Below are 20,690 nucleotides of genomic sequence, written 5' to 3' on the forward strand. Positions count from 1 at the left end.
GGCGGCAACCGCCCTCTTCCGCTTCACAAGGTGATGGACAGCGGGAATAAAGGCTACGCCTCCGCGCCCGGGAAGGAGAGGTCGGGCCGGTTCATCGTCACGTACATCACATTCAAAACCGTGTTTCGCCGCTGGAATTGGCGGGAAACAAGCGCGGTTACGGTCGAAAAGGGTACGGGAGCCCGAGGGAGCGGCGCGCCGGCGCCGTCCCGCTGGAGCCGCGGTGGCGGCGCCGGGGGCTCCCGGTGCGCGCGCGGGGCCCGTCCGTCCACCGCCGTGGGCGGCGGCCCGGTGGCTCCGGCAGCGGCTCTCCGTACCGTCCTGCGGATTCCCGGAGTGCCGGTGATCATGCGGCTCCGCTGCGCACTTTACGTCAACTTGGTGAAGAGGGGAGCCCTGGAAGGGTGACTTGGATGCGGCAGCCCCGCTCGGATTCGGCCACGCGGATCCGGCCACCGTGCAGATCCACCGCCCAGCGGGCGATCGCCAGCCCGAGCCCCGTGCCGCCGTCGCTGCCGGGACCGTGCGGGGAGCGGACGGCGCCCCGGTTGAACCGCTCGAAGACGTGGTGCCACTCCGAGCGCGGGATGCCGGGGCCCTCGTCCAGGACCTCCAGCTCCAGCGAGTCCGGAAGCTGCCCGTGCCGCGCCTTGACCGTCACCCGGCCGTGCGGCGGACTGTGCTTGACCGCGTTGTCGATGAGGTTGGCCATCACCTGGTGGATGCGCTCGGGGTCGGCGTGCGCGGTCAGCTCCGGCGGATGCACGTCGAGGTGCAGATGGACGTCCTTGCGGGTGTGGCCGCCGGAGCCCGAGGCGATGCCCGCGCGTGCGGAGGCCACCATGTTGGCCTCCTTCAGCATCTCCGCCAGGTACGGCCACACCTCGAAGCGGCGCTTCTTCAGCGGGACGACGCCGTTGTCCAGGCGGGAGAGGTCCAGCAGGGTCTCCACCAGCCGGCCGAGCCGCTCGGTCTGCCGCAGCGCCGTGCGCATCGTCTCCGGATCGGCCTCGGTGACACCGTCCACGATGTTCTCGAGGACCGCGCGCAGCCCCGCGATGGGCGTGCGCAGCTCGTGGGAGACGTTCGCCACCAGTTCCTTGCGCCGGCTGTCCTGCGCCTCCAACTCGTCGGCCATGCGGTTGATCGTCTGCGCGAGGTCGCCCAGCTCGTCACGGCGGTTCTCGCGCACCCGGCGGGTGTAGTCGCCGTGCGAGATGGAGCCGGCCACCGCGTTCATCTCGTCCAGCGGGGCGGTCAGCGAGTGCGCCACGAACTGGGTGATCAGCAGGGTGGCGATGACCGAGAAGACGGTGATGAAGCGCAGCTCCGTCGCGGTCCGCACGGCGATCATCAGCAGACCGGTGGTGATGAAGACGGAGACGACGACCAGCGTGCCGAGCTTCGTCTTGACGGAGAAGGGCCACACGCCGCGCCGGGGGCGGGGATCCGCGCCGTACCCGGCCGTGCCTCCCGCCCTCGGGCCGCGCCCGGCGCTCCGGCCGGCCTGGCCGCGTCCGGGGCGCGTTCCGCGCCCCGCGGCTCTCGCGTTCCGCGCGCCCGCCCTGCGCCCCGCCAGGCGGGCGAGGACCGCGCCCCGGCGCGTGCCACCGGCACCGCTCATCGCTTCCAGCCCCCTTCGGCTGCCCGGCTCCCGCGGGTCCGGCGGCGCCGTCGCCGGGGCCGGGGGTCGGGAGCCGGGTGGGAAAGTCCGCTCAGGGCGTCGGCGTCTCCAGCGCGTAGCCCACACCGTGCACGGTGCGGATCCGCTCCGCACCGATCTTCCGCCGCAGCGCCTTGATGTGGCTGTCCACGGTCCGCGTCCCGGACGCGTCCGCCCAGTCCCAGACCTCGGCGAGCAGCTGCTCGCGCGACAGTACGGCACGCGGGGTGTTGGCCAGGCACACCAGCAGGTCGAACTCGGTGGGCGTGAGGTGGACGTCCTCGCTGCGCACCCGGACCCGCCGCTGCGCGTGGTCGATCTCCAGTTCGCCCAGGCGGAGGATGCCCGAGCGGGGAGTGGTCGCGGCGAGCGCGGCCCGCTCCACCCGGCGCAGCAGCACGTGCACCCGGGCGGCCAGTTCCCGCATGGAGAACGGTTTGGTCATGTAGTCGTCGGCGCCGACGCCGAGCCCGACCAGCATGTCGGTCTCGTCGTCCCGCGCGGTGAGCATGAGCACCGGCACCGGGCGCTGGGCCTGCACGCGGCGGCAGACCTCGAGCCCGTCGAAGCCGGGCAGCATGATGTCGAGGATGAGCAGGTCGGGCTGCCAGGCCTCGGCGGTGTCCACCGCGGACGGGCCGTCGCCCGCCGTTTGCACGAGAAATCCCTCGGCGCGCAGACGGGTCGCGATGGCGTCGACGATCGTCTGGTCGTCCTCGACCACCAGGACCCGGCGCTGAGCGCCGTTCGTCGTCGCCGTGCCGTTGTGGGAGGTGTGTGTCTGCTCCATCGCCCGCCCCTGGGGTTGCTTTCCGGAATCCGTGGGGTGATCCCATGTCTGCGGAGACGCGTCGTTGCTCCTTGAATGATCCGCGTCAGGGGAGCAGCGTACGGGCAGTAACACCGGCTCGGCTATCCAGGGCGGACTGCCAGGTGGACCACGTCGGGAACGCCCCGGGCAACGGGGATCTCTTCGGTACGCACCTGCTGGAACCCGGCATTCCGTAGAGTTCCTTCAAATTCCGGAGAGGGCTGCGCGGACCACACGGCGAGCACCCCGCCGGGCCTCAACACCCTTGCGCAGGCTGCCAGTCCGGAGGGCGAGTAGAGGGTCTCGTTGTCCTCGGTCACGGTCCAGGCGGGGCCGTTGTCGATGTCCAGGCAGAGGGCGTCGTATGTGTCCGATGTCTCATTGACGTAAGCGACGAGGTCCGCCGCGAGGATGCGGGTGCGCGGGTCGGCGAGGGCGTCGGCGGTGAGGGGTGAGAGCGGGCCCGCGCGGTGCCAGTCGATGACGGCCGCCTCGCGTTCGACCACCGTGATCGGTCCCCAGCGGGGGTCGGCGGAGGCGTGTGCGAGGGAGAACCCGACCCCGAGGCCGCCGATCAGGACGGCGGGAGAGGGGCGGCTCCCGCCGGGGGCGGCCGGGGCTTCGAGGGCTTCGAGGGCGGCGTCGACGAGTCGGCGTTCGGAGCGGCCGTCGGAGGTGTCCATGAGGAAGCAGCCGTTGGCGATGATCTGGAGATGGGCGCCGTGCCGGCGCAGGGTGATCTCGCCGTGCGGGCCGGTGCGGTGGTCGAGGGTGACGGGGGCCTCGGTGTCGGGGTGGGACATGGGGCCATTGTGGGCGACGGGCGGGGGCGACCCGGAGGGTTTTCGCCCCGGGCGGGCGCGGAACCGCCGACGTCACGAGGGTGCCGGGGTCTGATCGCTGTGGGCGAACGCGGCCGGCGGAACATTCGGGGGCTCACATGCATTGAGTCGGCATAGCTCAACTTCGATGTCGAGAGGAAGATCATGGCTGCTGAGACTGTGTCCTCCCCGTCGTCTCCGGACGCGCCTTCCGCCCTTCCCGTCCTGCCGCTCGACGACGAGGTCGTGCTGCCCGGCATGGTCGTCCCGCTGGACCTGAGCGATTCCGAGGTGCGCGCCGCCGTGGAGGCCGCCCAGGCCGCCGCCGGCACCACCCCCGGCAAACCCCGGGTGCTGCTGGTCCCGCGCATCGACGGCACCTACGCCGCCACCGGCGTGCTCGGCACCGTCGAGCAGGTCGGCAGGCTGGCGGACGGCGACCCCGGGGCCCTGGTCCGCGCCCGGAGCCGGGTGCGGATCGGCGCCGGCACCACCGGCCCGGGCGCCGCGCTGTGGGTCGAGGGCACCCGCGTGGCCGAGAACGTGCCCGAGCCGCTGCCGGGGCACGTCACCGAGCTGATGAAGGAGTACAAGGCCCTCGCCACCACCTGGCTGAAGAAGCGGGGGGCCTGGCAGGTCGTCGACCGGGTGCAGGCCATCGACGACGTCGCCGCGCTCGCCGACAACTCCGGCTACTCGCCCTTCCTGGCCACCGAGCAGAAGGTGGAGCTCCTGGAGACCGCCGACCCGGTCGCCCGCCTGAAGCTCGCCACCCAGCACCTGCGCGACCACCTCGCCGAGCAGGACGTCGCCGAGACGATCGCCAAGGACGTCCAGGAGGGCGTCGACAAGCAGCAGCGCGAGTTCCTGCTGCGGCGCCAGCTCGAGGCCGTCCGCAAGGAACTGCGCGATCTGGGCGGCGAGAAGGACGGCGAGGAGTCCGACGACTACCGCGCCCGCGTCGAGGCCGCCGACCTGCCCGAGAAGGTCCGCGAGGCCGCGCTCAAGGAGGTCGACAAGCTGGAGCGGTCCAGCGACCAGTCCCCCGAGGGCTCCTGGATCCGCACCTGGCTGGACACCGTCCTCGAACTGCCGTGGAACACGCGGACCGAGGACGCCTACGACATCCAGGGCGCCAAGGCGGTGCTCGACGCCGAGCACTCCGGCCTTGGGGACGTCAAGGAGCGGATCACCGAGTACCTGGCGGTGCGCAAGCGCCGCACCGAGCGGGGGCTCGGCGTGATCGGCGGGCGGCGCGGCGGCGCCGTGCTCGCGCTCGTCGGCCCGCCCGGCGTCGGCAAGACCTCGCTCGGCGAGAGCGTCGCCCACGCGATGGGGCGCGAGTTCGTCCGCGTCGCCCTCGGCGGTGTGCGCGACGAGGCGGAGATCCGCGGCCACCGGCGCACCTACGTCGGCGCGCTGCCCGGCCGCATCGTGCGGGCGATCAAGGAGGCCGGCTCGATGAACCCGGTCGTCCTCCTCGACGAGATCGACAAGGTCGGCTCCGACTTCCGGGGCGACCCGGCCGCCGCCCTCCTCGAAGTCCTCGACCCCGCGCAGAACCACACCTTCCGGGACCACTACCTGGAGGTCGAACTCGACCTGAGCGACGTCGTCTTCCTGGCCACCGCCAACGTCCTGGAGGCCATCCCGGAGGCGCTGCTCGACCGGATGGAACTGGTCCGGCTCGACGGCTACACCGAGGACGAGAAGGTCGTCATCGCCCGCGACCACCTGCTCCCGCGCCAGCTCGAGCGGGCGGGCCTGGCCGCCGAGGAGGTCACGATCGACGAGAGCGCGCTGCGCCGGCTGGCCGGGGAGTACACCCGCGAGGCGGGCGTGCGCACCCTGGAGCGGTCGATCGCCCGGCTGCTGCGCAAGGTCGCGGCCCAGCACGAACTGGGCGACCGCGAGCTGCCGTTCACGGTCGGCGCGGAGGATCTGCGCGCGCTGATCGGACGGCCGCACCACGTGCCCGAGTCCGCCCAGGACCCGGCCGAGCGCCGGACCGCCGTGCCGGGTGTCGCCACCGGGCTCGCGGTCACCGGGGCGGGCGGCGACGTGCTGTTCGTGGAGGCCTCGCTGGCCGACCCGGAGACGGGCGCGGCGGGGCTGACCCTGACCGGTCAGCTCGGCGACGTGATGAAGGAGTCGGCGCAGATCGCGCTGAGCTTCCTGCGCTCGCACGGCGCGGAGCTGGAACTGCCGGTGGGCGATCTGAAGGACCGGGGCGTGCACATCCACTTCCCGGCGGGCGCGGTGCCGAAGGACGGCCCGAGCGCCGGTGTCACGATGACGACGGCGCTGGCCTCGCTGCTGAGCGGGCGGCTGGTCCGCACGGACGTGGCGATGACCGGCGAGGTCTCGCTGACCGGGCGGGTGCTGCCGATCGGCGGCGTGAAGCAGAAGCTGCTCGCGGCGCACCGGGCGGGCGTGACGACGGTGATCATCCCCAAGCGGAACGAGGCCGATCTGGACGACGTGCCGGCCGAGGTGCTGGAGAAGCTGGACGTGCACCCGGTCACGGACGTCCGGCAGGTGCTGGAGCTCGCCCTGGCGCCGGCGGACGTCGCCTCGGACACGGTGCCGGCCGCCGCGTGAGGACGGCCGTCACCTGAGTGACGTGAGGACGGCCCTCACCCGAGCGAGGGGGCGGCGGAGCGGGAACCCCCCGCCCCGCCGCCCCCTTGTCCTGTCGCCCTGTCGTTCGAGGGCCCCCTCTCGGGGCCCTCAGCCGTTCGCCAGCGCCCGCACCCGGTCCAGGGCGCCGTTGAACTTGTCGTGGTCGCCGACCGTGGGCCCCGAGGACGTGTACTGCCACATGGTCTGGAAGGACCATCCGGCCGGGAGGGTGCCGACCGAGGAGGCGTAGCGGGCGATCCACAGGGGGTTGGTGGCGCCGAAGCCGCCGTAGTCGCCGGTGCACTGCGTCCACCAGCTCGTGGCCGTGTAGAGCACGGCGTCCCGGCCGGTGCGCGCCTTGTACCGGTTCAGGAAGTCCCGGATCCAGCTCACCATCCCGTCGGCCGACTTGCCGTAGCAGGCGTCCCCGTACGGGTTCCATTCGATGTCGAGCGTGCCCGGCAGGGTCTTGCCGTCGCGGGACCAGCCGCCGCCGTGGTCGACGAAGTAGTCGGCCTGGGCGGCGCCGGACGTCGTGTCCGGGGTCGCGAAGTGGTAGGCGCCGCGGATCATGCCGACGTCGTAGGAGCCGTTGTACTGCTGGGCGAAGGAGGGGTTGGTGTAGTACGTCCCCTCGGTGGCCTTGGTGTAGGCCCACCGCACGCCGCTGTTCCAGAGAGTGGACCAGGAGACGCTGCCCTGGTGGCCGGAGACGTCCACGCCCTCGGTCTGGGTGGCGGCGGTGGGCGCGGGGGTGCCGCCCCGGCCGTCGTGGGCGAGGACGCCCATGCCCATGTGGGCGGTGCCGCGAGCGGGGGCGGCGGCGTCGGTGGCCCCGGCGGGGTGGGCGGCGAGCAGGGGGAGTGCCGTGAGGGCGAGCGCCGCGGCGACGAGGCGCGGGGCGCGGGATCTCCGCTTGTGCACGGGCATGACTTCCTCCGAGTGGGGTCGGTGGTTCGGTCTGGCGTGCGCATGTCATTTTTCGGTGGAAGGTCCTGGCGGCGGACGACGCTACGCACGTAGACCCGGACAGGGAAGGGGGGCCGGGGGCCGCCGATGGTCTACGCCTGCGAAATACTGGCGGAACTGCGGCGACGGCCACGCGTGGCGGAAACTTTCAGTACGGCGAAACAAGCGGAACCAGCCCGGGAGTGCGGACGTGCACGAGGACGGAACGAGTCAGGACGGAACCGGCGCCGTCCGGACGGCACCGGTCGTGGACGGCGGAGGCCAGGCCCCGCCCGAATTCCTCGCCCTGGAGAGGGAGTTGACCGTTCTCATGCGGCGCGCCCGGTCCCAGCAGGGCGAGATGGCCCGCGAGGTGCACCCCGACCTCGAACCCGCCGCGTACGGACTCCTCGTCCGGCTGGAGGAGTGCGGCCGGCAGCGGGCCACCGACCTCGCCGCCTTCGTCGGGGTGGGCAAGGCCACCATGTCGCGCCAGCTCCGGGCACTGGAGGACCTCGGCCTCGTCGCCCGCGAGCCCGACCCGGCCGACGGCCGCGCCTGGCTCGTCCACCTCACCGAGGAGGGCGGCCGCCGGGTCGCCAGTGTGCGGGTGGCGCGCAGGGCGCGGTACGTGCGCAAGCTCGCGCACTGGGACGCGCGCGAGGTGGCCGAACTGGCGAGGCTGCTGCGCGAGCTCAACCAGGGGATCTCCGGACGGGAGGAGGAGGCCCCGTAGCCCGCCGGACCCGTAGCCCGCCGGACCCGTAGCCCGCCGGCCCCGTTGGCCGGCGCCCGCCCTCACAGCTCCACGAACACCACGGTCGCGTCGTCGTGCGTCTTCGCCCCGCCCAGCCGGACGCGGGCCTCGGCGTCCCCCCGCTCCAGCTCCCGCACCCGCTCCACCAGCGCCGCCGCGCCCCGCCCGCGCACCACCGCGAACAGCTCCGCCCAGTCGCCCTCGCCGAACGTCTCCGTCCACCGCGCCGCCCCGTCCGACAGGGCGGCCACCGCGCGCACGGACCCCCTCGGCACGGCTCCGCTCACCGCCCGTCGCGCCACCGCCGGGTCGGCCGCCGCCGTGAAGAAGCCGCCCTCCTTGTTGCGCAGCGTCCCGTCCACCACCGCCGCCGACCTGAGCGCCGCGCGCGGCAGCCGGGCCAGGCGGTCGTCCAGGACCGGGGTGACCGTGCCGTCCGGCGCCTCCAGCAGCAGTACCGCGTCGCACAGGACCAGGTACTCCACGACCGCCTCGTCCCAGCGCGCCGCGGCGACGGTCGCCTGAGGCGTGCGCGGGTGAGAAAGGTCACAGGTCGCGGCGTGCGCCTCCGCCGTGCGGGAGATCGCCGCGGACAGCACCCCGGGCAGCGTCAGATCCCGTCGGGAAACGGACAGTTCGGTCAGGGCGCCGCCCAGCCGGGCGCAGTACCACGGCACCGAGTGCGCGCACCCCGGCGCGACCGCCGGCGGGGTCACCCCGTCCAGCACCGCCAGCGCGCCGCCCTGTCCCGAGGCGGGCAGGGCGAGGGCGGTGAAGTCCTCGTTGGGGCGGTCGGGACCCGCGGGCTCCGAGATGAGTTCCGTACGCATCCGGCCAGTCTGCACGAGCCCTTCACAGGGTCCGCAAAAGCCCGCCATTCGCCGCCGGACGGGCACGGACACCCGCTCCCACCGCCGGTTTTGGCACCGATTGACAGCATCCGGTGAAACGTGGCGGCGAATATTGCCAAAGCGCGGCGCCGACGTCCAACCGGCCCGCCGCGGACCGTCGTGGCACAGGCCGGAGGAACTTGCCCGCCAACTCCCCGCCGGGGTTCACTCCTTCGGGTGGCGGGCCGGGCGAAGTGGGGCCACTGCCCAGCGTCACTGGGAGGGTCGGGAGCCGTACCGGGACGACCCTCCTCCCGTGACGGGACGTCACCCGGGCCCTTGGTAGACGAGTCAGGAATGCGAGCACCGGTGCAGAAAACGCGGCCTCGGCGCCCAGGCAAGCAGACGCCTCCCGCACAGGACGGCGCCTCCTCCGAGTCCGTGGGAAGGGGACGGCCCACGCACGTCCGCAACCGGCTGATCGTCGCGGTGGCCGTGGTGGCCGCCGCCGTCGCCGGTGCCGGCGCGCCGAGCGTCCTCGCCGCCTCGGGCGACCTCAACGACTCACAGAGCCTCGTCACCCTGGGCGAGCAGACCCGTGACGCGCTCTCCCTCGCCCACGCGCTGGCCGACGAGCGGGACCAGGTCACCGCCTTCGTCGCCGCCGGGCGCCCCCGGTCCGAGGCGCCGGGCGAACAGCGCAGCGCCCGCGTCGACCGGCAGGTCGAGGAACTGCGCGCCGACCCCGACCTGCCCGAGGCGCTGCGCACCGCCCTCCAGGACGTCGCCGCCGCCCGCCGGGCCGCGCTCACCGGGAAGAGCACCGCCCTCGAGACCCACCGCGCCTACACCGAGGTCCTCGGCGAACTGCACGCCCTGGCCGAGGATCTCGCCGAGAAGCTGCCGCCCCGGGCCGGGGGCGGCGACCACGCCCTGGCCTCGCTCGACACCGCCGTCCAGCAGGCCGCCGCCGCCCGCGGGCTGCTGCTCGCCGCGCTCGCCGTCCCGCACGGCACGCACACCGTGATCGACCCGGTCACCGGCCTGCCGAGCACCAGCAGCACCGGGACCCCCGCCGAGGCCAAGCAGCGCGACGCCCTCACCGCCGCCGCCCAGCAGGCCGACGTCCGCTCCGACGCGGCCGTCGCCGACTTCCGCGACACCGCCGGCTCCGCCGCGAAGAACACCTACGACACGACCGTGACCGGGCCCGAGGTGGCGAGCGCGGAGAAGTACCTGACCCGCCTCACCGACCAGCCCACCTTCTCCGACAGCGAGCTCAACACCAGCGCCACCAAGCTGGAGACGGCCCTGTCCGCCCGCGTCGAGGCGATGCGCGGCGCCGAGTCCTCCCTCTACGAGCGCCGCGGCAAGGACCTCGAACACCTCCGCGACGAGGACGTCACCTCGCTGGAGATCCGCGTCGCCGTCCTCGGCGCGCTCGTCCTGCTCGCCGTCGCCATCGCCACCGCGCTCGCCCGCAGCCTCACCCGCCCGCTCGCCGTCCTGCGCAAGGGCTCCGCGCGGCTGGCCGGCGACCCGGCGGGGGAGGAGCCGGTCAAGTTCACCGGCCGCAACGACGAGTTCGCGCAGGTCGTCCGTTCCGTCAACGCCCTGCACGCGCACGCCGTCTCCCTCCAGGAACGCGTCGGCACCCTGGAGTCCGACCGCAAGCACCTCATCGAGAAGCGCCAGAGCGTGGCCGACGAGCGGCAGCGCCTGCGCGAGGAACTCGAGGCGGCCACCGGCCGGCTGGAGGAGGCCCGCGGCACCGTCCACGGCACCTTCGTCAACCTCGCGCTGCGCACCCTCGCCCTCGTGGAACGCCAACTCGGCGTCATCGAGGGGTTGGAGGAGCGCGAGCAGGACCCCGAGCGCCTCGGCACGCTCTTCAAGCTCGACCACCTCGCCACCGTCATGCGCCGGCACAGCGAGAACCTCCTCGTCCTCGCCGGCGCGGAGCACGGGCAGCAGCACGCCGGGCCCGTGCCGCTGGTCGACGTGGTGCGGGCCGCCGTCAGCGAGATCGAGCGGTACGACCGCGTCCGCATCGCCGCCCTGCCGCCGCACGCCCATGTCACCGGCTTCGCCGCGGACGACCTCTCGCACCTGCTCGCCGAACTGCTGGAGAACGCCACCTCGTTCTCGCCGCCGGACGCCTCCGTGGAGATCTCCGGCTGGCTGCTGGAGAACGGCGAGGTCATGCTCTCCGTCCAGGACGAGGGCATAGGCATCACCCCCGACCGGCTGACCCGCCTCAACGCCCGGCTCACCGGCTTCGACCCCGAGCGGCCCTACGGGAGCGAGGACGGCGAGGGGCTCGGGCTCGGCCTGTACGTCGTCGCCCGCCTCGCCCACCGGCACGGGGCGCGGGTGCGGTTGCGCGCGCAGAAGCAGGGCGGCAGCACGGCGGTCACCGTGCTGCCCAAGGCGCTGCTGGCCGGCGCCGAGGCCACGGCGGTGGCGGCCCCCGGCACCCCGGCCGCGCCCGGCACGGAGTCGCTGCGTCTGCCGGGCGCCGGCGCGGAGGCCAACTCCAACGTGCTCCCGACCCGCGCGCGCCCCGCGCCGCCCGGCGAGGAGGACCCGCTGATCGCCGCGGCGGAGGCGACGGTCCGCGCCCACGAGGCGCGGACCGCGGACCCGGCCGCGGACGCCCCCGAGCCCTCGGACGCACCGGGGGCTCCGGACGCCTCCGAGACCCCGGTCGACGGGTCGTCCCCGGCGCCCGCGGAGGAGGCCGCCCGGGACGAGGCGCCCGCACCCCACGGCGACGCCGCCGGGGACGAGGCGCCCGTGCAGCACGGCGCGGCCGCGAGCCCCGAGGGCGGCGCCGGGCGGGACAGCCGCGAGGAGGAGGTCGTCACCTCCGAGACGACCATGGAACTGCTGGCCCCCGCGCCCGCGGCCCCGGAGACCGCCCCCGCCGGTGAGCGCTACTCCATAGGCCCCGACAGCCACGAGCGCAGCGTCGACGAGACCGACACCGACACCGAGACCGGGACCGGGACCGGGACCCCGGCACCCGCGCCGGGTCGCGCGCCCCGGCTCACGGCCAAGGGGCTGCCCAAGCGCACGCCCCGCATCTCCGCACCCGTCGAGGCCCCCCGGGCCAGGGCCGGCGGGGTGGACGCCGAGGCGCTGCGGCGGCGGCTCGGCGGCTTCCACCAGGGGGCGCGGAAGGGGGCCCGGGCCGCGGAGGCGGAACTCGCCGACCGGCCCGGCGAAACGGACCGGCCCGAGGGCACCGGCCGACCCGGGAGGACCGACCTGCCCGAGGGAACCGACCGGTCCCGGGGAACCGACCGGTCCCGGGGAACCGACCGGCCCGAGGGGGCCGTCCCGGCCGCACGGACCGGGCACGGCGCCGCACCTGCCACGGAAGAACACGGCCCGCTTCAGGACCCGGCGGCCGTGGACACATCGGGGGGCACTGTCGAGGAGGCAACCAGTTGACCGCGTCCACCACCTTCGGACTGAGCAGCGAAGCCCGCAATCTGCAGTGGCTGTTGACCAACCTGGTCGAGGAGGTGCCCGGCATCCTCTCGGTGGCGGTGGTCTCCTCCGACGGTCTGCTGCTGCTCTCCTCCGACCCCGGAGCCCTCGCCGCCGCCCGCACCGCCGGCGGTGACACCCCCGCCGGCCCCCGCGGTTCCTCCGCCGACCTCGCGACCGTCGTCTCCGGCATCGGCAGCCTCACGATCGGCGCCGCGAAGCTGGTCGGGTACGGCGAGGTCAAGCACACCATGATCGCGATGGAGGAGGGCAGCCTCTTCGTCATGTCGATCAGCGACGGCTCCCTGCTCGGTGTGCACGGCTCCGCGGACTGCGACATGAGCGTGGTCGCCTACCACATGGCGCTCTTCGTGGGCCGGGCCGGACACGTCCTGACCCCCGAACTCCGCAGCGAGCTGCGCCAGTCCCTGGAGACCGAGCAGCCCGAACCGGCCGGTCCGGGCGATCCGGCCGGGCGGCCGGGGGCCGCGCGATGAACGCGACCGGGAAACCCGCCACCGGGAAGCCGGGCACCGGAGAACCCGCCCCCGAGGAGCCTGCCGGCGGCGGGTCCGCCGCAGGGCGGCCCGGGCGGGGCCGACGGCGGCGGACCGAGGACGGCCCCCGCAGACTTCCCGTGCGCGGCGCCGACCGCGCGCCCGCCCGCGTGCGCCCCTACTCGCTCACCGGCGGACGGACCCGCTTCGGTCACGTCCTGCTCGTCGAGACCTTCGTGGCCGCTCTGGAACCCCCCGAGGAACGCCGCGAACTGACGAATGGTTCACTGGCCACCCGAGTGATGCCCGAGATGCGGGCCATCGTCGAACTGTGCCGCCGCATGCGGACGGTGGCCGAGGTCGCGGCCCTGCTCAGGATGCCGCTCGGGGTGGTCCGGGTGCTGCTGAGCGACCTCGCGGACCAGGGAAAGATCCGTGTGTACGGAACCGGTCACGGCCCCGGACAGCCGGACCGCGCGCTGCTGGAAAGGGTACTGAGTGGACTCCGCCGTCTCTGACGCCGCCTCCCCGGGCGTCGCCCCGCTCCTCGAGGACGAGGAGTCGCTCCAGGCCTGGCAGACGGACCGCAGCCGCGCTCCCGTCGCCACGAAGATCGTCGTCGCGGGCGGCTTCGGCGTCGGCAAGACCACCCTCGTCACCGCCGTCTCGGAGATCACGCCGCTGCAGACCGAGGCGCTGATGACCGAGGCGAGCGCGGGGACCGACGACCTCTCGGACACCCCGGAGAAGCTCACCACCACCGTGGCCATGGACTACGGCCGTCTCACGCTCGACGACGACCTGGTCCTCTACGTCTTCGGCACCCCCGGCCAGCAGCGGTTCTGGTTCATGTGGGACGACCTGGTGCGCGGCGCGATCGGCGCGGTCGTGCTCGCCGACACCCGGCGGCTCGCGGACTGCTTCCCCGCGCTCGACTACTTCGAGAGCTGCGGTCTGCCGTACATCGTGGCGGTCAACCACTTCGACGGCAGCGAGCGGTACGAACCGGAGGACGTGCGCGAGGCATTGACGATCCCGGCGCACATCCCTGTAATGATCATGGACGCGCGGAAGCGGATCTCGGCGATCGAGACCCTGCTGGGCCTCGTGCGGCACGCCCTGGAGATGTCGCCCGAGTAGCCGGCGCCCCGGCCCGCGCGCCGCGATCCCCCACCCCGAGCCGTAGCCGTAGGAGACAGCAGCCGTATGCGGAAGATACTCGTCGTCGGAGCCGGGCAGTCCGGACTCCAGCTCGCCCTCGGTCTCCAGTCGCACGGATACGAGGTCACCCTCATGTCCAACCGGACGGCGGACGAGATACGTTCCGGGCGGGTCATGTCGACGCAGTGCATGTTCCACACCGCGCTCCAGCACGAACGGGACCTCGAACTCGACTTCTGGGAGGCGAAGGCCCCGCGCATCGAGGGGCTCGGCGTCTCGGTCGCCGCCCCCGGCTCCTTCGAGAACGGGCCCGCCCGGCGCGCCGTCGACTGGGTCGGCCGGCTCGACGGGTACGCCCAGTCCGTCGACCAGCGGGTGAAGATGGCCGGCTGGATGGAGACCTTCGTGCAGCGCGGCGGCCAGCTCGTCATCCACGGGGCGGCCGTCGGCGACCTCGACTACTTCTCCCGCACCTACGAGCTCGTCCTCGTCTCGGCCGGCAAGGGCGAACTGGTGTCGATGTTCGGCCGTGACGCCGCCCGCTCCCCGTACCGCGAGCCGCAGCGCGCCCTCGCCGTCGCCTATGTGCACGGGCTCGGCCCGCGCCCGGAGCACCCCGACTACGACGCCGTCCGCTGCAACCTCGTGCCCGGCGTGGGCGAGCTGTTCGTGATGCCGACGTACACGGTGTCCGGCCGCGCCGACATCCTCTTCTGGGAAGGGGTGCCCGGCGGGCCGCTGGACGTCTTCCAGGGTGTCAAGGACCCGGCCGAGCACCTGTCGCTGACGCTGGAGCTGATGGAGCGGTACACCCCGTGGGAGTACGCGCGGGCGACGAAGGTCGAGCTGACGGACGCGGGCGGCACGCTGGCGGGACGGTACGCGCCCACCGTGCGGAACCCGGTCGGGGTGCTGCCGTCCGGGGGCCGGGTGCTGGGGGTCGCCGACGTGGTCGTCGCCAACGACCCGATCACCGGGCAGGGCTCGAACTCGGCGTCCAAGTGCGCGGCCGCCTACCTCGCCTCGATCCTGGAGCACGGCGAGGCGGAGTTCGACGAGGCGTGGATGCGCCGCACCTTCGCGCGGTACTGGGAGACGGCCTCCCACGTCACCAAGTGGACGAACGCCATGCTCGCCCCGCCGCCGGAGCACGTGCTGAACCTGATCGGGGCGGCGCAGGAACTGCCGCCGGTCGCGAACCGCTTCGCCAACGGGTTCGACGACCCGGCGGACTTCGAGGACTTCTTCTACGAGCCCGAGCGCACGGCCGCCTACCTGGCCTCGGTGTCCGGGGAGTGAGGTCCCGGCCGCGGCCCGTTCACCGGGGCGTGGTCACCGCGGTGCGGTGCGGGCGCGGAGGTGCGCGCGTTCGCCCTGGTGCCCCAGGAGGCTGAGGATCTCGACGGGGTGCTCGTCGGCGTTGCCGAACCAGTGCGGGGTGCGGGTGTCGAACTCGGCGGCCTCACCGGGGCCCAGGGTCAGGTCCTGGTCCCCGAGGACCAGGCGCAGACGGCCGTCGAGGACGTAGATCCACTCGTAGCCCTCGTGGCTGGCCTGCTCGGGTTCCGAGGAGCGCATCCGCGGCGAGATGATCAGTTTGTAGGCTTGCAGGCTGCCCGCGCGCCGGGTGAGCGGGAGCATGGTCATGCCGTGCCGGGTGACCGGCCGCAGGTGCACGCGGGGGTCGCCCGTCTGCGGCGCCCCGATGAGCTGCCCGATGTCCACGCGCAGCTCCCGGGCAAGCGGCAGCAGCAGTTCGAGGGTCGGGCGGCGCCCGCCCGATTCCAGGCGCGAGAGCGTGCTGAGGGAGATCCCGGTGGCCTCGGCCAGGGCCGTCAGCGAGAGGCCGCGCCGGGTGCGCAGGCCCCTGAGACGGGGGCCGACCGCCGCCATCGTCGACTGTGTCTCTTCGTCCATCGTTCCACCTTGCCACCGCGGCAAGGATCTTTGCGCATCCGCACGGGGCGCCCGACCGTGGAGACGACCGCCCCGGGCCTCCCCGGCCACCATCCGGAGGGCCGCCGCCCGTACCGTGCCCCGTGCGCGAGGGCGGGCGCCCCCTTTCACCGGGTCCGGCGGCACCCGACACCGCACAGGAACGAGTACGACCATGCCTCACGACCTCGCCGGGCAGACCGCCCTCGTCACCGGCGCCACCGCCGGCATCGGCCGGGCCACCGCCCTGGCCCTGGCCGCCCGCGGCGCCGACCTCATCGTCCACGGCCGTGACGAACGGCGCGCCGCCGACGCCCTCCGGCGCCTCGCGGACCTCGGGGCGAAGGCCCGCTTCGAGCCCGCCGACCTGTCCGACCCGGCGCAGGTGAACGCGCTGGCCGAGCGCGCCGGCCGGGTCGACATCCTGATCAACAACGCGGGCATCTTCCACTTCGCCCGCACCGCCCACACCACCCCGGCCGCCTTCGACGCCCACATCGCCGTCAACCTGCGCGCCCCCTACCTGCTCGTGCAGGCACTCGCCCCCGGCATGGCCGCGCGCGGACACGGCGCCGTGGTCAACGTCAGCAGCGGTGCCGCCCGGACGCCCGGCCTCGGCAGCGGTGTCTACGGGGCCACCAAGGCCGCCCTGGAATCCCTCACCCGCGTCTGGGCCGCCGAGTACGGCCCGGCCGGTGTGCGCGTCAACGCCGTCGCCTCCGGACCCACCCGCACCGAAGGCACCGCCGTCCACGGCGAGGCCTTCGAGTCCGCGGGGCGGGCCGTCGCCCTCCAGCGCCTCGCCGACCCCGAGGAGATCGCGGGGGCCATCGCCTTCATGGCCTCCGCCGACGCGAGTTACGTCAACGGCGCCACCCTCGACGCCATGGGCGGTCTACCCGCCCTCGGATAACGGCCCTGTCCGTCAACTCGCTTGTATACACGCGTAGTTGGTGAGAGCGACCGAGGGCGGCGGGGTGGCCCCGGAAGCGGGCGGGCGGACTCTCCCGCCGCCCGCGCGGCCGAAAACCGGTGCCGTCCGGTCCGGTTTGCCGGACCTGGGCGGGCAGATTCGGCCGTTAACTTGACGGGCCCATGACATCGCGGCCGACGGGGTGTCACTCTGCTGCGCGGATTCACCGTTCCTTCACGGACCCACCATGCGGCGCCGCCGCAGCGACTACCCCTCACCTCCTTCCCGCACGCCGTGCTGCCGGGCCGGCCCATCCCTGCCGGTCCGTTCCGATCGCGGCCCCACCATGGGCCGATGTTTCGAAGGAGAGCTCGTTGCCCCAGCGACACCACACCCCCGTGCGGCGCAGACGCGCCACCGCCCTCGCCCTCGTGGCCCTCGGATCCCTGCTCGTCGTGACCACTCCCCGGATCGCGACCGCCGCCCCGGCGGACGCCACCCCCGCCAAGCACCACGCCGTGCCCCGGGCCGGCGCCGCCCCCACCTTCCTCTCGCCCGCCAAGCACGCCGCCCTGATCAAGGAAGCTCGTTCCGGGGCGGCCGGAACGGCGAAGCGCCTCGGCCTCGGCGCCGAGGAGAAACTCCTCGTCAAGGACGTCGTCAAGGACGCCGACGGCACCGTCCACACCCGCTACGACCGCACCTACGCGGGCCTGCCCGTGCTCGGCGGCGACCTCGTCGTGCACGACAAGGGCAACCGCACGACCGTCACCAAGGCGCACGCGGCACGTCTGACCGTGCCCTCGCTCAGCCCGAAGCTCAGCGCGTCCGGCGCCGCCGACAAAGCCGAGGCCGTCTCGCGCGGCCGCGAGGTCAAGGGCCCGGAGGCCGAGTCCGAGCCCCGCCTGGTGGTCTGGGCGGGCGGCAGCGGCAGGTCCGTACTGGCCTGGGAGAGCGAGGTCCGGGGCGTCCAGGAGGACGGCACCCCGAGCGAACTGCAGGTCGTCGTGGACGCCACCACCGGCAAGCGGCTGCTCGCGGCCGAGAAGGTGCACACCGGCACCGGCACCGGCCAGTTCGTCGGCGAGGTCCCGCTCGGCACCACTCCCTCGGGATCGGGCTACCAGCTCACCGACCCCGACCGCGCCGGGCACAAGACCTACGACCTGAACCAGCGCACCTCGGGAACGGGCACCCTCTTCACCGATGACAACGATGTCTGGGGCGACGGCACCCCGTCCGACCGCCAGACCGCCGGCGTCGACGTGGCCTACGGGGCCGCGGCCACCTGGGACTTCTACAAAGAGGTCTTCGACCGCAACGGCATCCGCAACGACGGCGTCGCCGCCTACAGCCGCGCCCACTACGGCAACAACTACGTCAACGCCTTCTGGCAGGACTCCTGCTTCTGCATGACGTACGGCGACGGCGAGGGCGACAACCACCCGCTGACCGCCCTCGACGTGGCCGCCCACGAGATGAGCCACGGCGTCACCGCCTCGACCGCGGGCCTGATCTACTCGGGCGAGTCCGGCGGCCTGAACGAGGCCACCTCCGACATCTTCGCCGCCGCCGTGGAGTTCCACGAGAACCTCCCGGCCGACCCCGGCGACTACTTCGTCGGCGAGAAGATCGACATCAACGGCGACGGCACCCCGCTGCGCTACATGGACAAGCCCTCCCGGGACGGCGCCTCGCGCGACTACTGGAGCTCCACCCTGGGCAACGTCGACGTCCACTACTCCTCGGGCCCCGCGAACCACTTCTTCTACCTGCTCTCCGAGGGCAGCGGCGCCCGGACCGTCAACGGCGTGGACTACGACAGCCCGACCTCCGACGGCCTGCCCGTCACCGGCGTCGGCATCGAGAACGCCCAGGCGATCTGGTACCGCGCGCTCACCACGTACATGACCTCGACGACCGATTACGCCGGGGCCCGCACCGCGACCCTGTCGGCAGCCGCCGACCTCTTCGGCGCCTACAGCCCGACCTACCTGGCCGTCACCGACGCCTGGGCCGGGATCAACGTCGGCGACCGGGTCGCCCTGGGCGTCAACCTGGCCCCGACCGGCGACCAGATCAGCGGCATCGGCCAGGCCGTCGACCTGCGGCTCGACGCCTTCACCACCAACAACGGCGCGACCCTGAGCTACGAGGCCACCGGCCTGCCCGACGGGCTCACGCTCACCCCCGAGGGCCGGATCACCGGCACGCCGACCACCCTGGGCACCAGCGAGGTCACCGTCACGGTGACCGACAGCACCGGGGCGTCCGCCTCCCAGACCTTCGACTGGCGCATCGCCTACGTCTACGGCAGCAGCACCCGGGTCGACATCCCGGACAACGGGCCCGCCGTGGAATCGGCGGTGACCATCACGGGACGCGAGGGCAACGCCTCCGCCACCACCACCGTCTACGTCAACATCGTCCACACCTACCGCGGTGACCTCACCGTCGACCTGGTCGGTCCCGACGGCACCGTCTACTCGCTGCTCAACCGCAGCGGCGGCTCCGCCGACAACGTCGACCAGACCTTCACGGTCGACGCCTCGGCGCAGCCGCTGGAGGGCACGTGGAAGCTCCGCGTGCGGGACCGGGCGGCCGCCGACGTCGGCTACCTCGCCCGCTGGCAGCTCACCCCCTGAGCCCCGGCCTTCCGCACACCGCCTGAACGCCGCCGCCCGGCCCCCCTTCGCGGGGACCGGGCGGCGGTGCGCCGGTGGAGCGCCCTCACAGGGCGGCGCCGGGGCGGACGGCGCCGAGGACCGGGGCGGTGGCCAGGGGCGTCATGGTCACCGCCGCGCCCGGCCGCGGGGCCTGCACCACCATGCCGTGGCCCGTGTAGAGCGCCACGTGCGTGGCGTCGGGGTGGTAGAGCACCAGGTCGCCGGGGCGCAGCTCGTCCAGCGGGACGTGCGGGAGGCGGTCCCACTGCTCCTGGCTGGTGCGGGGGATCGTCCGGCCGGCCGCCCGCCACGCCTTCGAGGTCAGCCCCGAGCAGTCGTAGGAGGCCGGTCCGGCCGCCCCCCATGCGTAGGGCTTGCCGATCTGTTCGAGGGCGTAGCGCAGCGCGCGGCCGGCCGCCGGGGACGGCGGCCGCTCGTCGTCCCGCACGGCGCCCGAGGCCAGCAGCTCCTCCTGGGCGGCGGCGGTCCGCTCCTGCTCCAGCCGGGTCAGCTCGGCGAGCCGCGCGGGGCTCAGCGAGGCCAGCATCCGCTCGACCTCGCCGAGCCGGGAGCGGACCGTGTCGCGGTCCTTCTTCCGCTGCTCGGTGAGGGACCGCTGCCGGTCCAGCGCGCGCCGGGCGGCGTGCGCGAGGGCGTCGGCGCGGCGTTCCCCGCCGGACAGCCGGGTCACCGCCTCGGCCCGCTCGCGGGCCAGCCGGCCGACGACGTGGCCCTCGTCGAGCATCCGCTGGGGATCGCGGGCGAGCAGCAGCCGTACGTAGGGGGAGATGCCGGAGACGCCCTGGTACTGCTGCCGGGCGAGCCGGCCCGCCGCCCCGCGTCCGTCGTCGAGCGAGCGGCGGGCCTTCGCCAGCCGCTCGTCGAGTCTCCGCGACTCGGCGCGCTGCCGGGTGAGTCTCTCGGCCGTGGCGTTGTACGTCTCGGTGGCCCGCTCGGCGCCGCGGTACAGCTCCGAGAGGTCGGTCAGGAGCTCGGGCAGCGGCCGCTCCCCGGGCGCGGGCTCGGCCGCCGCGCGTCCCGGTGCCAGGACCACCGAGGCGGTCACCGCCACCGTGCAGACCAGACGGAGCAGGCGTCCTGACACGTCATCACCTCCGGGGCGGGCGGCCCCTCCGCCCGCGCACCGGCAGGATCAGATGATCGCGACCCGGGCGCCTCCCGGGTGGTCGCATCGGAGCAGCCGGGTCACCCTTCGGTGCGGTCCCCGCCGCTCCCCGGCGCGGCGTCCGGCCCGGAGTCCTCCGGTGGGGTACGGGGCGCGGTGGACGCGGGCCGGGACCAGGGCCATCGGGGGCCGTGCCCCCCGCTGTCGCCGCCCTCGTCGAACTCGTACCGCCACCCCTGGCTCAGCCCCAGCCGGCCCCCGCGCCCGTAGGAGGCCCTGCGGTAGACGAGCACGGTGACCGGACCGCCCTCGGCATCGGGCACCGGGACCCGGTAGGTCTTCGGCGGGTGCCCGGTCAGGCCCAGCAGGACGGGCAGGACGCGCCCGTCCAGCGGGCCGCCCACGAAGGGGGTGTCTGCGCTCTTCACCCCACCAGTCTCACCCG

17 protein-coding genes are annotated in these 20,690 nt (G+C 73.8%); 9 read left to right on the forward strand and 8 right to left on the reverse strand.

What is annotated here, in order from left to right; all coding sequences use genetic code 11:
- Positions 1-373: 373 nt before the first annotated feature.
- From OHB09_RS22285 to OHB09_RS22295, 3 genes are all read right to left on the reverse strand, one after another.
- Entirely contained in the window at positions 374-1,429 is a 1,056-nt protein-coding gene (locus OHB09_RS22285; RefSeq protein ID WP_006142352.1) for a HAMP domain-containing sensor histidine kinase, read from the reverse strand.
- A gap of 286 nt (positions 1,430-1,715) precedes the next feature.
- Complete coding sequence (locus OHB09_RS22290) at positions 1,716-2,453, reverse strand: response regulator transcription factor (RefSeq protein WP_006142353.1); 738 nt, start codon at positions 2,451-2,453, stop codon at positions 1,716-1,718.
- A gap of 122 nt (positions 2,454-2,575) precedes the next feature.
- Positions 2,576-3,277 carry a spermine/spermidine synthase domain-containing protein gene (locus tag OHB09_RS22295; protein WP_191852248.1) on the reverse strand — a complete coding sequence of 234 codons (702 nt, stop codon included), beginning with the start codon at positions 3,275-3,277 and terminating at the stop codon, positions 2,576-2,578.
- A 183-nt stretch (positions 3,278-3,460) separates the two neighbouring features.
- On the opposite strand from OHB09_RS22295, the gene lon reads away from it, so the two are divergent.
- Positions 3,461-5,896, forward strand: a complete 2,436-nt coding sequence (lon, locus tag OHB09_RS22300; protein WP_328922423.1) for an endopeptidase La — start codon at positions 3,461-3,463, stop codon at positions 5,894-5,896.
- A gap of 129 nt (positions 5,897-6,025) precedes the next feature.
- Here lon and OHB09_RS22305 read toward each other — a convergent pair whose 3' ends face one another.
- Positions 6,026-6,847 (reverse strand): lysozyme, encoded by an 822-nt coding sequence (locus OHB09_RS22305; protein WP_006142356.1) that lies wholly within the window; start codon positions 6,845-6,847, stop codon positions 6,026-6,028.
- 229 nt (positions 6,848-7,076) lie between these two features.
- Here OHB09_RS22305 and OHB09_RS22310 point away from each other — a divergent pair, with 229 nt between their 5' ends.
- The gene (locus tag OHB09_RS22310) at positions 7,077-7,601 is read left to right on the forward strand and encodes a MarR family winged helix-turn-helix transcriptional regulator (protein WP_006142357.1); all 525 of its coding nucleotides are present in this window, start codon (positions 7,077-7,079) and stop codon (positions 7,599-7,601) included.
- 62 nt (positions 7,602-7,663) lie between these two features.
- On the opposite strand, the gene OHB09_RS22315 is transcribed toward OHB09_RS22310, so the two are convergent.
- Complete coding sequence (locus OHB09_RS22315) at positions 7,664-8,452, reverse strand: hypothetical protein (RefSeq protein WP_328922424.1); 789 nt, start codon at positions 8,450-8,452, stop codon at positions 7,664-7,666.
- Between the two features lie 357 nt (positions 8,453-8,809).
- Between OHB09_RS22315 and OHB09_RS22320 the strand changes: the two genes are divergently transcribed.
- The 5 genes from OHB09_RS22320 (at position 8,810) to OHB09_RS22340 (ending at position 14,904) form a co-directional block, all read left to right on the forward strand.
- On the forward strand, positions 8,810-11,908 hold the full coding sequence (locus OHB09_RS22320; protein WP_328922425.1) for a sensor histidine kinase: 3,099 nt from the start codon (positions 8,810-8,812) through the stop codon (positions 11,906-11,908).
- Positions 11,905-12,444 (forward strand): roadblock/LC7 domain-containing protein, encoded by a 540-nt coding sequence (locus OHB09_RS22325; protein WP_093591909.1) that lies wholly within the window; start codon positions 11,905-11,907, stop codon positions 12,442-12,444. The genes OHB09_RS22320 and OHB09_RS22325 overlap by 4 nt, the downstream gene beginning before the upstream one ends.
- Entirely contained in the window at positions 12,441-12,962 is a 522-nt protein-coding gene (locus OHB09_RS22330) for a DUF742 domain-containing protein (RefSeq protein WP_328922426.1), read from the forward strand. The genes OHB09_RS22325 and OHB09_RS22330 overlap by 4 nt, the downstream gene beginning before the upstream one ends.
- Positions 12,943-13,584 carry a GTP-binding protein gene (locus tag OHB09_RS22335; RefSeq protein ID WP_006142362.1) on the forward strand — a complete coding sequence of 214 codons (642 nt, stop codon included), beginning with the start codon at positions 12,943-12,945 and terminating at the stop codon, positions 13,582-13,584. Before OHB09_RS22330 ends, OHB09_RS22335 begins: the two co-directional genes overlap by 20 nt.
- A 66-nt stretch (positions 13,585-13,650) precedes the next feature.
- The gene (locus tag OHB09_RS22340) at positions 13,651-14,904 is read left to right on the forward strand and encodes a styrene monooxygenase/indole monooxygenase family protein (protein ID WP_328922427.1); all 1,254 of its coding nucleotides are present in this window, start codon (positions 13,651-13,653) and stop codon (positions 14,902-14,904) included.
- Between the two features lie 33 nt (positions 14,905-14,937).
- Here OHB09_RS22340 and OHB09_RS22345 read toward each other — a convergent pair whose 3' ends face one another.
- Positions 14,938-15,522, reverse strand: coding sequence for a helix-turn-helix domain-containing protein (locus OHB09_RS22345; protein ID WP_006142364.1), 585 nt, complete (start codon positions 15,520-15,522; stop codon positions 14,938-14,940).
- Positions 15,523-15,715: 193 nt separating this feature from the next.
- Here OHB09_RS22345 and OHB09_RS22350 point away from each other — a divergent pair, with 193 nt between their 5' ends.
- Complete coding sequence (locus OHB09_RS22350; RefSeq protein ID WP_234525197.1) at positions 15,716-16,453, forward strand: SDR family NAD(P)-dependent oxidoreductase; 738 nt, start codon at positions 15,716-15,718, stop codon at positions 16,451-16,453.
- Between the two features lie 374 nt (positions 16,454-16,827).
- Positions 16,828-19,098, forward strand: coding sequence for a M4 family metallopeptidase (locus OHB09_RS22355; protein ID WP_328922428.1), 2,271 nt, complete (start codon positions 16,828-16,830; stop codon positions 19,096-19,098).
- A gap of 85 nt (positions 19,099-19,183) precedes the next feature.
- On the opposite strand, the gene OHB09_RS22360 is transcribed toward OHB09_RS22355, so the two are convergent.
- Both OHB09_RS22360 and OHB09_RS22365 read right to left on the reverse strand, forming a co-directional pair.
- Entirely contained in the window at positions 19,184-20,224 is a 1,041-nt protein-coding gene (locus OHB09_RS22360; RefSeq protein WP_093591897.1) for a C40 family peptidase, read from the reverse strand.
- A gap of 101 nt (positions 20,225-20,325) precedes the next feature.
- On the reverse strand, positions 20,326-20,673 hold the full coding sequence (locus OHB09_RS22365; RefSeq protein WP_328922429.1) for a hypothetical protein: 348 nt from the start codon (positions 20,671-20,673) through the stop codon (positions 20,326-20,328).
- Between the last annotated feature and the right edge of the window lie 17 nt (positions 20,674-20,690).

The organism is Streptomyces griseoaurantiacus (assembly GCF_036189845.1).
GTDB lineage: Bacteria > Actinomycetota > Actinomycetes > Streptomycetales > Streptomycetaceae > Streptomyces > Streptomyces griseoaurantiacus.